Origin of the sequence: Streptomyces sp. SBT349, from assembly GCF_001083795.1 — a bacterium.
Taxonomy (GTDB): Bacteria; Actinomycetota; Actinomycetes; order Streptomycetales; family Streptomycetaceae; genus Streptomyces.
Genome location: NZ_LAVK01000210.1, coordinates 1 through 13,475, shown reverse-complemented (window position 1 = coordinate 13,475; position 13,475 = coordinate 1). Strand labels below are relative to the sequence as shown.

The window sequence follows — 13,475 nt, the reverse complement described above, 5'->3', positions numbered from 1 at the left end:
CGGGGGCCCGGGCGGGCACGGCTCCGGGCGCGGCTGAGCTGCGGCTCACACTCACCAGCTTGCGCCGTCCGTCCGGGGGACGGGCGCGAAACGCTGCGCCTCGGGAGCCGTCTGGCGTACCGTCTCCTCCAACGTCCCCGAGAATGCGCGATGCACGTGAGCCTCTCCGTCCCGTCCACTGACCGGCCGCCCGTCCCGGGAGCGTACCGACTGGTGCGCGCCCCGGTCAGCGACGCACGCGCCGTTGCAGTGGACGCAAGCCAGCGCCGCGTGGTTGACCACGAGGGCGGACCGCTGCTGGTGCTCGCGGGTCCCGGCACCGGGAAGACGACCACTCTGGTGGAGGCCGTGGGCCGCCGGGTGGACGCCGGCACCGACGCCGAGCGGGTCCTGGTGCTCACCTTCAGCCGCAAGGCCGCCGCGGAGCTCCGCGACCGCCTGACCGCCCGTCTGGGAGGAGCCTCCCCCCAGGCGACCACGTTTCACTCGTTCGCGTACGCGTTCGTCCGGGCCCAGCAGGACCGCGAGCTGTTCGCCGAGCCGCTGCGCCTGCTGTCCGGGCCCGAGCAGGACCTGTACCTGCGGGAGCTGCTGGCCGGCCACCGCGAGCTGGAACGCGCCGGGCGCGGCATCGTCTGGCCCGACGAGCTGCGCGCCTGCCTGACGACGCGGGGGTTCGCCGACGAGCTGCGCGCCGTGCTGGCGCGCAGCCGCGAGATCGGCCTCGACCCGGACACGCTGGCCGGGTTCGCGCGCCGCACCGGGCGCCCCGACTGGGAGGCCGCGGCGCACTTCCTCGCCGAGTACCTGGACGTCACGCAGGCGCAGGGCGTGCTCGACTACACCGGGCTGGTGCGCGACGCGGCGCGGCTCGCGGAGGACCCGGAGACGGCGACGGCGGTGCGGGCCCGCTACGACGCGGTGTTCGTCGACGAGTACCAGGACACGGACCCGGCGCAGGCGGCGCTGCTGCGGGCGCTGGCCGGGGACGGCAGGGACCTGATCGCCTTCGGCGACCCCGACCAGTCCATCTACGCCTTCCGCGGCGCCGACGTCGGCGGCATCCTCGGCTTCCCCGACACCTTCCGCACGCGGGGCGGCGCCCCCGCGCCCGTGGCGGTGCTCACGACCGGAAGGCGCAGCGGCGCCGGACTGCTGGCGGCCACGCGCCTGCTGACCCGGCGGATGCCGCTGGCCCGGCTGCCGGGGGACGCCGTCCGGCGCCACCGGGCGCTGGTCGCCGAGCGCGAGGGCGGGAGCGTCGAGGCGCACGTCTACCCGACGCAGGGCGCCGAGCTGGACAACATCGCGGACCTGCTGCGCCGCGCCCACCTGGAGGACGGTGTGGCGTGGAGTGACATGGCCGTGCTGGTCCGCGCCGGAGCGCGGTCCATCCCGGGCGTGCGCCGGGCGCTCACCGCGGCCGGCGTGCCGCTGGACGTGGCGGGCGACGACCTCCCGCTGCGTCAGGAGCCCGCGGTCGCACCGCTGCTGACGGCGCTGCGCCTGGTCGCGGGAGAGGGCGGCCCCGACGCGGAGACGGCGGCGCGGCTGCTGACCTCGCCGCTGGGCGGCATGGACGCGGCCGACCTGCGCCGCCTCGGCCGCGCCCTGCGCAACGAGGAGCGCGCCGCGGGCGTGGCCACGCCCCGCCCCTCCGACGAGCTGATCGCCGAGGCGCTGGCCGAGCCCGAGCGGCTCGTCACCCACGATCCCGCGTACGCCGGGGGCGCGCAGCGGCTCGGGCCGTTGCTGCGCAAGGCGCGCGAGCAGCTCACGGGCGGCGGCAGCGCCGAGGAGGCGCTGTGGCTGCTGTGGGAAGGCACGCCCTGGCCCGGACGCCTGGAGCGCGCCGCGCGCCGCGGGGGCGCCGCCGGGCGGAACGCGGACCGCGATCTGGACGCCATCTGCGCGCTGTTCGACGCGGCGGCGCGCGCCGAGGAGCGCACGGGTGGGCGCGGGGCGCGGAACTTCCTGGCCGAGCTGGAGGCGCACGACATCGCCGCCGACACGCTCGCCCCGCGCGCCGTGCGCCCGGACGCCGTGCGCCTGATGACCGCGCACCGCGCCAAGGGCCTGGAGTGGTCTCTGGTCGTCGTCGCCGGGGTGCAGGAGGGGCTCTGGCCCGACCTGCGGCGCCGCGGCTCGCTCCTGGAGGCCGACCGCATCGGCCGCGACGGGCTCGCCGAGCCGCTCGGCCACGCGGCGCTGCTCGCCGAGGAGCGCCGCCTGTTCTACGTCGCCGCCACCCGCGCGAGGGACCGGCTCGTGGTCACCGCGGTGCGGGGCGCCGACGACGGCGACCAGCCCTCCCGTTTCCTGGGCGAACTCGGCGTGGAGCCCGAGGAGGTGAGCGCCCGTCCGCGCCGCCCGCTGGCCCTGGCCCCCCTGCTCGCCGAGCTGCGCGCGACCACGGTGGACCCGGCCGCCTCGCCCGCGCTGCGCGAGGCCGCCGCCCGGCGGCTCGCCGACCTCGCGGCGCTGCGCGACGACGACGGCCACGCGCTGGCCCCGGCCGCCCACCCCGAGCGCTGGTGGGGACTGCGCGAGCCGACCCGTTCCCCCGCGCCGGTGCGCGACCCCGACGCGCCGGTCGCGCTGTCGGGCAGCGCGCTCGACCAGCTCGTCAACACCTGCTCGCTCCAGTGGTTCCTGGGCCGCGAGGTGCACGCCGACGCGCCCGCGACGACGGCCCAGGGGTTCGGCAACGTGCTGCACGTGCTGGCCGACGAGGTCGCCTCCGGCACCACGCCCGCCGACCTGTCGGTGCTGATGGAGCGGCTGGACACGGTCTGGGACTCGCTCGCGTTCGAGGCGCCCTGGCAGTCGCGCCGCGAGCAGACCGAGGCGCGGGCCGCCCTGGAGCGCTTCCTGCGCTGGCACGTGCTCCAGCACACCGACGGGCGCGAACCGGTCGCCAGCGAGGCCGGCTTCGACGTGACGCTCCGGGCGGGCGAACACAGCGTCCGCATCCGCGGCGTCCTGGACCGCGTCGAACACGATGCCGAAGGCCGCGCCTACGTCGTGGACTTCAAGACCGGCCGCACCAGGCCCACCCGCCGCGAGGTGGAACGCCACCCGCAGCTCGCCGTCTACCAGCTCGCCCTGCGGCACGGCGAGGTCACCGACGCGACCGAGGTGGCCGGGGCCGAGCTGGTGCACCTGCGGCAGGGCGCCGCCCGGCGCGACGGCGGCGACGCGCTGCCGACCGTGCAGCGCCAGGAGCCGCTGGGCGGCGGGGGTTAGTCTCACTCGGGTGCCGGAACGACTCAGCCATCCCGCTCAGCTCAGGGAGCTGCTGGGCATCCCGTTCACCGCTGAGCAGCTGGCGTGCATCACCGCGCCGCCGGCGCCGCAGCCGATCGTGGCGGGCGCGGGCTCGGGGAAGACGACGGTGATGGCCGCCCGCGTCGTCTGGCTCACCGCGACCGGGCAGGTCGCGCCGGGCCGGGTCCTCGGGCTGACCTTCACCAACAAGGCGGCGGGCGAGCTCGGCGAGCGCGTCCGCGCCGCGCTGGCCGGGGCCGGCGTCGAGACGGCGGAGGACGGCGAGCCGCACGTGTCCACCTACCACGCCTTCGCGGGGCGGCTGCTGACGGAGCACGGGCTGCGGCTCGGCGTCGAGCCCTCCTCCCGGCTGCTGGCCGACGCGGGCCGGTTCCAGCTGGCCGCCGAGGTGCTGCGCTCCGCGCCGAGGGAATTCGACCCGCCGGGCGTCTCGTTCACCACCCTGGTCACCGACCTCATCGCGCTCGACGGCGAGCTGTCCGAGCATCTGGTCGCGCCGCGGGAGCTGCGGGCGTTCGACGCGGGGCTGCTGGGCGAGCTGGCCGGCGCCGAGCTCACCAACGCCGACCTGCGGCAGATCCCCGAGGCCGCGGCGGGCCGCGGGCGGCTGCTCGACCTGGTCGAGGAGTACCGCTCCAGGAAACGCGCCCGCGACCTGCTCGACTTCGGCGACCAGATCGCGCTGGCCGCCGCGCTCGCCCGGGACATGCCCGAGGTGGGGCGGGCGCTGCGCGAGGAGTTCGCCGTGGTGCTGCTCGACGAGTACCAGGACACCTCCGTGGCGCAACGGGTCCTGCTCTCGGGCCTCTTCGGCGGCGGCACCGGGCACGCCGTCACGGCGGTCGGCGACCCCTGCCAGGCCATCTACGGCTGGCGCGGCGCCTCGGTGGCGAACCTGGACGACTTCCCCGACCACTTCCCGCACCGCGACGGCACCGAGGCCCGGCGCGACAGCCTCAGCGAGAACCGGCGCAGCGGCGGGCGGCTGCTCTCGCTCGCCAACGACCTGGCCTCGCCGCTGCGCGAACGCCACCCCGCCGTCGTCCCGCTGCGGCCCGCCGCGGGGGCCGAGCGGGATGGGCTCGTGCGCTGCGCCCTGCTGACCTCCCACGCCGAGGAGATGGAGTGGCTGGCCGACTCCGTCGCCCACCTGGCGCGGACCGGGACGCCGCCGCGCGAGATCGCGGTGCTGTGCCGCACGGCGGGCGACTTCGGCGAGATCCAGCGCGCCCTGGTGGCCCGGGACGTGCCGGTCGAGGTGGTCGGCCTCTCCGGGCTGGTGCACCTGCCCGAGGTCGCCGACCTGATCGCCGTCTGCGAGGTCCTGGCCGACCCCACGGCCAACGCCCACCTGGTCCGGCTGCTGACCGGCCCCCGGTGGCGGATCGGGCCCCGCGACCTGGCGCTGCTCGGCCGCCGCGCCCGCGTGCTGGTGCGGCGCTCGGGGGACGGCGGCGAGGAGGGCGACCCGGGCGCCGACGCGCGGCTGGCCGCCGCGGTCGAGGGGACCGACCCGGCCGAGGTGACCTCGCTCGCCGACGCCCTCGACACCTTCGTCGAGGGCGGCGGGGAGCCGGCCGACGGGCTGCGGTTCTCGGCCGAGGCGCGGGTGCGCTTCGCGCATCTGGCGGCGGAGCTGCGGGAGTTGAGGCGCTCGCTGGGCGACCCGCTGATGGACGTGCTGCACCGGGTGCTCGCCGCGACGGGTCTTGAGGTCGAGCTGTCCGCCTCGCCGCAGGCGCTCGCGGCCCGGCGTCGCGAGACGCTGGGCGCGTTCCTCGACCTGGCCGCCGGGTTCGCGGCGGGGCGCAGCGGCACCGCCGTGGACGGGGGGGCGACGCTGCCCGCGTTCCTCGCCTTCCTGCGGGCCGCCGCCCAGTACGACAAGGGGCTCGACGGGTCGCTGCCCGGCGGCGAGAACACGGTGAAGGTGCTGACCGCCCACAAGGCCAAGGGGCTGGAGTGGGACGTGATCGCCGTTCCGGGGCTGTGCGAGGGCCTTTTTCCGGCCAAACCTTCGCGCGACTCCTGGCTGCGCCACGCCCGGGCGCTGCCGCACCCGCTGCGCGGCGACGCGGGAACCCTGCCCGCCACCCCGGAGTGGACGGCGGCGGCGCACCGGGAGTACACGGCGGCGGTGGCGGACCACCTGGGTCTCGAGGAGCTGCGGCTCGGCTACGTCACCTTCACCCGGCCGCGGTCGCTGCTGATCGGCTCGGGGCACTGGTGGGGGCCGAGCCAGAAGCGGCGGCGCGGCCCGTCCCCGTTCCTCGCGGCGCTGCGCCTGCACTGCGAGGCGGACCCGGCCCACGGCGAGGTGGAGCACTGGGCCGAGCCCCCGGCCGAGGACGCGGAGAACCCGGCGCTGACCGGCCCGGCACGTGAGCACGCCTGGCCGCTGCCGCTGGACCCGGCGGCGCTCGCCCGGCGGCGGGCGGCGGCGGACGCGGTGCTGGCGCGGCTGCGCGGGCTCCCGGCTCAGCGGGCGGGCGGGCCCGCAGGGGAGGACGCGGAGCTCGGTGAGGGCGCGGAGCTCGGTGAGGACGAGGGGCTCACCCCGGAGGAGCGGCGGACCGTCGCGTCCTGGGACCGGGACCTGGCGGCGCTCGCGGGGGAGCTGCGGCAGTCCAGGGCCTCGGTGCGGGACGTCCCGCTGCCCCTGTCGCTCTCGGCCTCGCAGGTGCAGCGGCTGGCGTCGGACCCGGACGGGTTCGCGCGGGAGCTGGCCCGGCCGATGCCGCGCCCGCCGCAGCCGGCCGCGCGGCGCGGGACGCGGTTCCACGCGTGGGTGGAGTCCCGGTTCGAGGAGCTGGCGCTGCCCATGCTCGGCCCGGACGAGCTGCCGGGCGGCGACCCGGACGAGGAGGCGGAGATCCGGGACGAGCGGGAGCTCACGGCGCTCAAGGAGGCGTTCGCGCGGACCCCGTACGCCGCGCGCAGGCCGTTCCGGATCGAGGCGCCGTTCCAGATCCAGCTGGCCGGGCGGGTCATCCGCGGCCGGATCGACGCCGTCTACCGGACGGCGCGCGGCGGCTTCGAGATCATCGACTGGAAGACGGCGCGCCGCCAGGACGCCGACCCGCTCCAGCTGGCGATCTACCGCGTGGCCTGGGCCGAGCGGTACGACCTGCCGCTTACCGCCGTGTCGGCCGCGTTCCTCTACGTCCGCAGCGGCGAGCTGGTGCGGCCGACCGTGCTGCCGGGACGGCGTGGCCTGGAGCGGTTGCTGCTGGGGGAGGAGTCCTGGGAGCCGAACGACCCCGGTTAGGCTTCTGCGTATGCGCACGACCCCGGACGACGCTGTCCAGCCGATCCCGCTCACCGGCACCGGCGGGATCGACCGCTGCGCCGGTCACCGCCTCGACGAGGCGTGGCTCGGCGCCGCCTGGAGCCATCCGTCGACGCGGGTGTTCGTGGTCTCCGGCGGCCAGGCGCTGATCGAGGAGACGGGCGACGGCAGGACCGAGCTCGTGACGATGCCGTCGTTCGACGCGCCGCTGACCGAGGCCCACCGTTACTTCCTGGGGGCGGACGCGGACGGGGTCCGGTACTTCGCGCTCCAGAAGGACGCCCTCCCGGGGCGCATGGACGACGCGGCGCGCCCCGCCGGGCTGCGGGAAGCCGCCGCGCTGCTGTCCGAGCGGGACAACGAGCTGCTGGTGCACGCCGTCGCCCTGGAGAACTGGCAGCGGCTCCACCGCTTCTGCTCCCGCTGCGGGGAGCGGACCGTGATCGCGGCGGCCGGGCACATCAGGCGCTGCCCGGCGTGCGGCGCGGAGCACTATCCGCGGACCGACCCGGCGGTGATCATGCTGGTCGTGGACGAGGAGGACCGGGCGCTGCTCGGGCGGCAGATGCACTGGCCCAAGGGGCGCTTCTCGACGCTGGCCGGGTTCGTGGAGCCGGGCGAGTCGATAGAGCAGGCGGTCATCCGCGAGGTCGCCGAGGAGGCGGGCATCGTGGTGGACGAGGTGGAGTACATCGCCAGCCAGCCGTGGCCGTTCCCGTCCAGCCTGATGCTGGGCTTCGTGGCGCACGCGGCCTGGTCGGAGCCGCGGGTGGACGGCGAGGAGATCGAGGAGGCCCGCTGGTTCTCCCGGGAGGACCTGCGGGCGGCGATGGAGTCCGGCGAGGTGCTGGCCCCCTCGGGGGTCTCCATCGCCGCGCGGCTGGTGGCGCGCTGGTACGGGAAGCCGCTGCTCTCCGCGCCCTGGTGAACGCCGGCGCGCGCGGGTGCGCGCGCCGGAGTCCGGGCCGGTGAACGCGCCGGGTGGTGCACGCGTCGGCCGGTGAGCGCGTCGGCCGGTGAGCGCCTCAGGCGGCGAGCGCCTTCTTCACCTGGGCGAGCGACGGGTTGGTCATGGTGACCTGGGGACCGCCGCTGCCGGGGACGACCACGAGCGTCGGGACCGTGCGGTTGCCGTTGTTGGCCTTCTCGACCAGCTCGACGGCCGACGGCTCCTGCTCGATGTCGACCTCGGTGTAGGCGATGCCCTCCCGCTCCATCTGGCTCTTGAGCCGACGGCAGTAGCCGCACCACGTGGTGCTGTACATCGTCACAGTGCCCTGCATCGTCTCGTGCTCCTTCGTCCGCGTCCGGTGCTTGTGGTAGGACAACACACGCGCCGGTATGAGTAATCCCGCCCGGCTGTGGACAACGCGCCTCACGCGACGCGCCGAACCTGGCAGCATGGCGGAGTGACATCAGCAACGCACGCCACGCCTTCCCCGCAGGATCCGTTCCCCCGGGTGCCGGACTCGGCCGACGCGGTGCTCGAGGGGCTCGACCCCGAGCAGCGTGCGGTCGCCACCACCCTGAACGGGCCGGTGTGCGTGCTGGCGGGGGCGGGCACGGGGAAGACACGGGCGATCACGCACCGCATCGCGTACGGGGTCAGGGCGGGGGTGTTCCAGCCGGCGACGGTGCTGGCGGTGACGTTCACGGCGCGGGCCGCGGGGGAGATGCGCGGGCGGCTGCGGCAGCTGGGCGCGGGCGGCGTGCAGACGCGGACGTTCCACTCGGCGGCGCTGAGACAGCTCCAGTACTTCTGGCCCAAGGCGGTCGGCGGGGAGCCGCCGCGGCTGATGGAACGCAAGATGGGGCTGGTCGCGGAGGCGGCGGCGCGCACCCGGCTGCGGCTCGAACGCCTGGAGCTGCGGGATGTGACCTCGGAGATCGAGTGGGCCAAGGTGACCCAGGTGACGCCGGAGGACTATCCGGCGGCGCTGGCGAAGGCCGGCCGGGACGCGCCGAGGGACCCGGCCGAGACCGCCCGCGTCTACGCCACCTACGAGCAGCTGAAGCGCGACCGGGGGGCGATGGACTTCGAGGACGTGCTGCTGCTGACGGTGGGGATCCTGGCGGACCGGCCGGACATCGCCGAGGTGGTCCGCGGGCAGTACCACCACTTCACGGTCGACGAGTACCAGGACGTCAGCCCGCTCCAGCAGCGGCTGCTCCAGCAGTGGCTGGGGGACCGGGACAGCCTGTGCGTGGTCGGGGACGCCAGCCAGACCATCTACTCCTTCACCGGCGCCACCCCCGACCACCTGCTGAACTTCAGGGCCAGGCACCCGAGCGCCACCCTGGTCAAGCTCGTGCGCGACTACCGGTCGACGCCCCAGGTGGTGCACCTGGCGAACGGGCTGCTGTCGCAGGCCCACGGCCGGGCGGCCGAGCACCGCCTCGAACTGGTCTCACAGCGGGGGCCGGGCCCCGAGCCCGAGTTCGTCGAGCACACGGACGAGCCGGCGGAGGCCGAGGCCACGGCCCAGCGGATCAGGGGGCTGCTCACCCCGGTGGCGGAGGGCGGCGCGGGCATCGCGGCGAGCGAGATCGCCGTGCTCTACCGGGTGAACGCCCAGTCCGAGATCTACGAGCAGGCGCTGGCCGACGCGGGGGTGCCCTACCAGCTGAAGGGTGCCGAGCGCTTCTTCGACCGGCCGGAGATCCGGCAGGCGGGGCTCGCGCTGCGCGGCGCGGCGCGCGCCGGGGGGAACGACGGCGCGCTCGACGACGCGGACGGCCTCGCCGGGCAGGTGGGGGCGGTGCTCGCCTCCACGGGGTGGACGCCCGAGCCGCCCTCGGGCTCGGGCGCGGTCCGGGACCGCTGGGAGTCGCTGCGTTCGCTGGTGCGGCTGGCGGAGGAGTTCGGGCGGGCCAGGCCGGACGCCACGCTGGGCTCGTTCGTCACGGAGCTGGAGGAACGGGCGGCGGCGCAGCACGCCCCGACGGTCGAGGGCGTCACGCTGGCGTCGCTGCACACCGCGAAGGGCCTGGAGTGGGACGCGGTGTTCCTGGTGGGCCTGACCGACGGGATGCTGCCCATCACCCACGCCAAGACGCCGGAGCAGGTGGAGGAGGAGCGGCGGCTGCTCTATGTGGGCGTCACGCGGGCCCGGCTGCGGCTGACGCTCTCCTGGTCGCTGGCGCGGTCGCCGGGCGGGCGGGCGGGGCGGCGGCCGAGCCGGTTCCTCGACGGGCTGCGGCCCGGCTCCGCCGTCGGCGGTTCGCGGGGCGGCGCGGGCGGTGTCGAGCGGGGCTCGGGGTCCCGGGCGCGCAAGCCGCGCGGTCCGGTCAAGTGCCGGGTGTGCGACCGGACGCTGACCGAGGCGACCGAGGTGAAGCTGCGCCGCTGCGAGGGCTGCCCGTCCTCGATGGACGAGGAGCTCTACGAGCGGCTGCGGGAGTGGCGGCTCGCGCGGGCGCAGGAGTTGGGCAGGCCGGCGTACGCCGTCTTCACCGATGTGACGCTGATCGCCATCGCCGAGAGCGTCCCGGGCGGCGAGGGCGAGCTGTCGCGGATCTCGGGCGTCGGGGCCCACAAGCTGCGGCAATTCGGCCCGGACGTGCTGGCGCTGTGCGCCGGGGAGCCGCTGCCCGAGGCCCCCGGGGAAGATTCCGGGGAAGCCGCCGAAAAATAGTTTGCGCGGCCCGGAGACATCCGCATACCGTGCTCCACGTGACGCCGGGGGAGGGTTCCCCTTCCCCCGATGCCATGCTGTACTGAGTTCATCTGGGCTTTGAGTTCCACGGGCGGAAGACGCCCGGCCCACCGAGACGCCGTAGAGGAGGCGAGTCCCATGGCCAACATGATCACCAAATCCCTGACCAGCCATGTGCTCGTCGGCATCTGCGCGTCCGGCGGTTCTCGCCTCCTGGTCACCGGTGTGTCCGGTGCGGCGGTCGCACGTTCGGCATCCGCCGAACCGCGTGCCGCGCTGAGCGAGCGACCGATCCTGGCGTCCGTGGCAGCGGTAGTGGCGGCAGAGGCACGCGTTGATGCCTATGCCCCCGCGGCCAATGTCGGCGGCGCCGGAAACCAGATCTTCGGACAGCAGAAGACCCAGCTTCACACGATGTGGGCCCTCCGCGGGCTCGATCCCTGGAGTGATCCAGCCTGATCGGCGAGATCAGGTCGGCACCTTCCAGGGCCGCGGAACCCACACCGGGATCCGCGGCCCTTCTGTTTTCCTCCGGCCCGGCCACCAGCCGGGCAGACCGACAACCGACGACACGAGGACAAGACCGTGCCACTCGCGCCGTACGCCCGACCCGACCTGAACTCACCACCGGATCCGGAGACTTCTGTGACCCCGCTGTACACCCTCAACGAGCTCGATGAGGCCATCGAACGCCTCGGCGACGGCGTGCCCTGCCGTTCGTACGACCCGGAGGTGTTCTTCGCCGAGACCCCCGAGGACGTCGAGTACGCCAAGTCGCTCTGCGGCGCCTGCCCGCTGCGCGCCGCCTGCCTGGCCGGTGCGAAGGACCGCCGTGAGCCCTGGGGCGTCTGGGGCGGCGAGCTCTTCGTCCAGGGCGTCGTCGTCCCCAGGAAGCGGCCGCGTGGCCGTCCCCGCAAGAACCCGGTTCCGGCATGAACATCCCCGGCACCATCGGTCGGCCGGCGCAGCACGGCCCACGGCGCCCTCCCGAGACGGCGCACACCATGAACGAACTGACGGAGGCCAGGCGGCCGCGTCAACAGTTGAACAGGAACAGGAAGTTGCACCTCATACCAGAAGCCATGGCGCGCTCCCATATGGCGGCACGCGTCTACGAAGCGGAGTCCCAACGCATGGCCGGGCAGCTGGCCCACGCCCGCCGGATGGAGCGCAAGTCCCGTCGCCTCCACGCCCGGGCGGAGCGTGCCTCCCGGCGCGCCCGCCGCGCCCTGGCGCAGGCGGTCATACGGTAAGAACATCCCGCCCCGGGCGGGTCGGGCGCCGAGATCCCTCGGCCTCAGACCCGCCCCGGCTCGTCGTCACCGAGGGGTCCCTCTTCGAGGGGCCCCTCCGGCATGAGGTCGGCGTCCGTGGCGAAGCCGGGGAGCCCGTCCATCAGCTCGTCCCGCATCCGCACCCGTGCGCCGAGCTGGCACAGCACCCCGATGGTGCTCAGCGTGACCCGGTGGATCAGCAGGTAGGAGGGCGGGAGGTTGAGCTGGCGGCCCAGCTGGTGGGCCGCGGACCTGGGGTCGGCTATGCGGCCCGCCTGCTCGCGCAGCCACTCGCGGCTGAAGGCGAACTCCTCGGCCCGCGCCGGTTCGATGATCGGCAGCAGGTAGTCCAGCACGGCCGCCGGGTCCAGCTCGATGTCCGACCTCACGAAGCCTTCGGCGGACAGCTGGGCGTACACCTCCTCGGCGTCCCCGTCGAGCGTCATCCTCAGGGCCCGGCCGATGACCGGGGGCAGCCCGTCCGGCAGCCGGTTCACCGCGCCGAAGTCCATGACCCCGAGGCGCCACTCGGACACGGGTCTGCCCTCGGTGGGGACCAGCCGGAAGTTCCCCGGGTGGGCGTCGGCGTGGAGCAGCCCCGTCCGCGCGGTGCCGGAGAAGAGGAACCGGGCGAGCAGCTGCCCGGCGCGGTCCCGCTCCTCCTGCTCGCCCGCGCTGATCACCCGCGACAGCGGTATGCCGTCGAGCCACTCGGTGATCAGCACCTGGTCCCGCTGGCAGACCACGTCCGGCACCAGGACGCCGGCATCGTCGGCGAACTCCTCGGCGTAGGCGCGCTGCGCCTCCGCCTCCAGGGCGTAGTCGAGCTCCTCGGCGACGCGTGCCCGCAGCTCCTCGATGAGCGGCTTGATGTCCATGCCGGGGATCAGCGGCCCGAGCAGCCTCGCGAACCGGCCCAGCTGCGTCAGGTCGGACAGCAGCGCCTCGCCCGCGCCCGGGTACTGGATCTTCACGGCGACCTCCCGGCCGTCGTGCCACACCGCCCGGTGCACCTGCCCGATCGAGGCCGCCGCCGCGGGCTTCTCGTCGAACTCGGCGAAGAGGTCGCGCCAGTCCTCCCCGAGCCGCTCCGCCAGCGCGGCGCGAACCGAGGCGGTGGGCAGCGGGGGCGCGGCGTCCTGGAGCTTGGTCAGCGCCGCGCGGTACGGCCCCGCCACGGCCTCGGGAAGCGCGGACTCGAAGACGGAGAGCGCCTGGCCGAACTTCATGGCCCCGCCCTTGAGCTCGCCGAGCACCGAGAACAGCTGCTCCGCGGTGCGCTGCTGCAACTCGCTGCCCACCAGCTCGGCGGAGGCCCCGCCGATGCGCTTGCCCAGGCTCCAGGTGGCCCGGCCGGCGAAGCTCAGCGGCAGCGCCGCGAGCTTCGCGGTCCTGGTCACCGCCTTGCGGGGTAGATCAGACATGGTGTCCCCTCCAGCTCCCCTGTGCCGCTCCTACTCGTTCATTGTGGACCCGGATGACGGCCTATGGCGGTCGGGTGGACCGGGCCGCTCCACAGGGGCACTCGGGGTGGGGCTCGATGGTCTCCGTGGTGGTCGTGAGGCCCGGCAGCGCCAGCTCGGTCCTGGTGCTCGCCGAGGGCGGAACCGAGCCGTCGAGGAATCCGAGCGCCGTGCACGCGGTGAGTCCCGCCACCGCCGTGGCCAGCGGGCCGTCGCAGGCGGGGACGCCGGGGCGTTTCGCGTTCCGCCACTGGGCGACCAGCAGCGGCCAGCAGGGCTCCCGCCTGGCCCGCTCCCTCAGCAGGCAGCCCGCGCAGCCGCTCGCCCCCGGCAGCACCAGCGGTCCGACGAAGCCGGTCGCCTCCACCACGCCCGCGTACAGGTGCGGGGTGCCGGCCGCGAGCACCTCCTCGGCGGCCGCCGGATCCGGCGCGTAGGCGGCGAGGCCGTCCCGGGGGGCGAAGATCACCAGCCGGGTCCCGCCCCTTGGCCCCTCCCCTTCCTC

Annotated in this window: 9 protein-coding genes and 1 pseudogene; 7 read left to right on the top strand and 3 right to left on the bottom strand. The window is 75.2% G+C overall.

Going from position 1 to position 13,475, the window contains the following annotated elements; genetic code table 11:
• Positions 1–150: 150 nt before the first annotated feature.
• The 3 genes from ADY01_RS23065 to nudC are packed head-to-tail and all read left to right on the top strand — an operon-like array spanning position 151 to position 7,505.
• Positions 151–3,246, top strand: coding sequence for an ATP-dependent DNA helicase (locus ADY01_RS23065; protein ID WP_078900527.1), 3,096 nt, complete (start codon positions 151–153; stop codon positions 3,244–3,246).
• A 10-nt stretch (positions 3,247–3,256) separates the two neighbouring features.
• Positions 3,257–6,556, top strand: a complete 3,300-nt coding sequence (locus tag ADY01_RS23060) for an ATP-dependent helicase (RefSeq protein ID WP_049577002.1) — start codon at positions 3,257–3,259, stop codon at positions 6,554–6,556.
• A 10-nt stretch (positions 6,557–6,566) separates the two neighbouring features.
• Positions 6,567–7,505 carry an NAD(+) diphosphatase gene (gene nudC / locus ADY01_RS23055; RefSeq protein ID WP_049576999.1) on the top strand — a complete coding sequence of 313 codons (939 nt, stop codon included), beginning with the start codon at positions 6,567–6,569 and terminating at the stop codon, positions 7,503–7,505.
• A 97-nt stretch (positions 7,506–7,602) separates the two neighbouring features.
• Here the strand turns inward: nudC and ADY01_RS23050 are convergent, their stop codons facing one another.
• Positions 7,603–7,860, bottom strand: coding sequence for a glutaredoxin domain-containing protein (locus ADY01_RS23050; protein WP_049577014.1), 258 nt, complete (start codon positions 7,858–7,860; stop codon positions 7,603–7,605).
• A 126-nt stretch (positions 7,861–7,986) separates the two neighbouring features.
• Between ADY01_RS23050 and ADY01_RS23045 the strand changes: the two genes are divergently transcribed.
• The 4 genes from ADY01_RS23045 (at position 7,987) to ADY01_RS23030 (ending at position 11,486) form a co-directional block, all read left to right on the top strand.
• Positions 7,987–10,212 carry an ATP-dependent DNA helicase UvrD2 gene (locus ADY01_RS23045; RefSeq protein ID WP_078900526.1) on the top strand — a complete coding sequence of 742 codons (2,226 nt, stop codon included), beginning with the start codon at positions 7,987–7,989 and terminating at the stop codon, positions 10,210–10,212.
• Between the two features lie 159 nt (positions 10,213–10,371).
• Complete coding sequence (locus tag ADY01_RS23040) at positions 10,372–10,692, top strand: hypothetical protein (RefSeq protein WP_053171117.1); 321 nt, start codon at positions 10,372–10,374, stop codon at positions 10,690–10,692.
• A 156-nt stretch (positions 10,693–10,848) separates the two neighbouring features.
• Positions 10,849–11,169, top strand: a complete 321-nt coding sequence (locus tag ADY01_RS23035) for a WhiB family transcriptional regulator (protein WP_324613221.1) — start codon at positions 10,849–10,851, stop codon at positions 11,167–11,169.
• Positions 11,166–11,486, top strand: coding sequence for a hypothetical protein (locus tag ADY01_RS23030; protein WP_063784318.1), 321 nt, complete (start codon positions 11,166–11,168; stop codon positions 11,484–11,486). Before ADY01_RS23035 ends, ADY01_RS23030 begins: the two co-directional genes overlap by 4 nt.
• Before the next feature lie 44 nt (positions 11,487–11,530).
• Here the strand turns inward: ADY01_RS23030 and ADY01_RS23025 are convergent, their stop codons facing one another.
• Positions 11,531–12,931, bottom strand: a complete 1,401-nt coding sequence (locus ADY01_RS23025; RefSeq protein ID WP_049576992.1) for an ABC1 kinase family protein — start codon at positions 12,929–12,931, stop codon at positions 11,531–11,533.
• Positions 12,932–12,992: 61 nt separating this feature from the next.
• A pseudogene (locus ADY01_RS23020) lies at positions 12,993–13,475 on the bottom strand (ThiF family adenylyltransferase); the annotation flags it as partial.